The organism is Deltaproteobacteria bacterium (assembly GCA_011773515.1).
In the GTDB taxonomy this organism is placed as follows: domain Bacteria; phylum Desulfobacterota; class Deferrimicrobia; order J040; family J040; genus WVXK01.
On sequence record WVXK01000058.1, the window covers coordinates 17,978 to 19,306 of the forward strand.

1 protein-coding gene is annotated in these 1,329 nt (G+C 60.1%); it reads left to right on the top strand.

Annotated features, from left to right (window positions below):
* Nucleotides 1-142 precede the first annotated feature (142 nt).
* A complete protein-coding gene (locus GTN70_06595; GenBank protein NIO16655.1) occupies nucleotides 143-1,324 on the top strand; it encodes a metallophosphoesterase in 1,182 nt (393 codons plus the stop codon).
* Nucleotides 1,325-1,329: the final 5 nt, after the last annotated feature.

A 1,329-nucleotide genomic window follows, 5' to 3' on the forward strand; every position in this document is an offset into this window, starting at 1 on the left:
ACGGATGTATGTACAAAGGGCATATTTTCTGATAAAAGGGATATTTATGTTTGCGCGGCAGCCGAAGCAAAAAAGCGGGGGACAGGGAAAAGGACCCGTACCCGGCGAGCATAAAATAACAGAGAAGCAGGCGGAGGAAAGCGTGGCGGCGAAGAAGCGTAATATAAACGCATCCGACATCTCCCCCAGGTTCCTGGGGCTCATCGGGTTTTGCTGTCTCTACATATTTTTCAAGGCAAAAGGGGCGTTCTCCCTCGGCCCGGGTCTGTCGCTCGGCCTGTTTCTGCCCTTCCTGGCAGTCTGCCTCGTCCTGCCCGCCGCCGTTCACATCACCCTCCGGAGGGGGGGGCCGTCGCGGGCTGCCCGAATCGCTTTCTGGGCCGGCTATTCCTGGATGGGCTTCGTGCTCCTGTTCCTCTTCGTCACCACATCCATCGACATCGCAACGCTCTTGCTCGGCACGGCCAGCGCGCTTGCAAACAATGTCCCCGATATCGTATCCACGAGCCAGATGGACAGGTTCATCCTGTCACTTTTTTTGTCAATCGTCCTGAGCGGCTACGCACTCATGGAGGCTTACTTTCCCCGGGTCAAACGGGTCGTGATAGAGACCGAAAAGCTGCCCCGCAGCGTGGACCGTCTGCGGATAGCCCAGATTTCCGATGTCCACCTGGGGCCCGTGGTGGGAAAAAGGAGGGCGCAGCGGATCGCCGCGAAAATCGCTGATGTAACCCCCCACATCCTCGTGTCGACGGGTGACCTCATCGATTCCAGGCCGGCATATCTTTCCGGGCTGGAGGGGATATTCAAAGGTATCCAGGCGCCCCTTGGAAAGTTCGCCGTCGTGGGGAACCACGAGGTATCGGCAGGGCTGGATAAGTCGATCGCGTTCATGGAAGAGGCGGGGTTCCGGGTCCTGCGCAACGAAACTGCCGTTGCCGGGGGGATCATCCGCATCGCCGGAGCAGACGATAAGGCCGCCGGTAAAGATGCGGATGGACTGAGATACTGCCGTGGGCCGGGGGAAAATGGCGCGGGCCTGTTCACCCTCTACCTGAAACACCGCCCTCCCCCGGGAAACACCGGGGACGGCGTCGACTTCGACCTCCAGCTGTCAGGCCATACCCACGGGGGACAGCTCTTTCCCTTCCGGTACGTCACGCTGGGATATTACCCCAAGCTCAGGGGGCTTTACTCGCTCGAGCAGGGAAAGCTGCTCTACGTCACCCCCGGCGCCGGAACGTGGGGGCCGCCCATGAGGTTCCTCACACCGCCCGAAATTACCGTCATCGAGCTCGTGGGCGCACGAACCAGCACCGGCTGAAGATG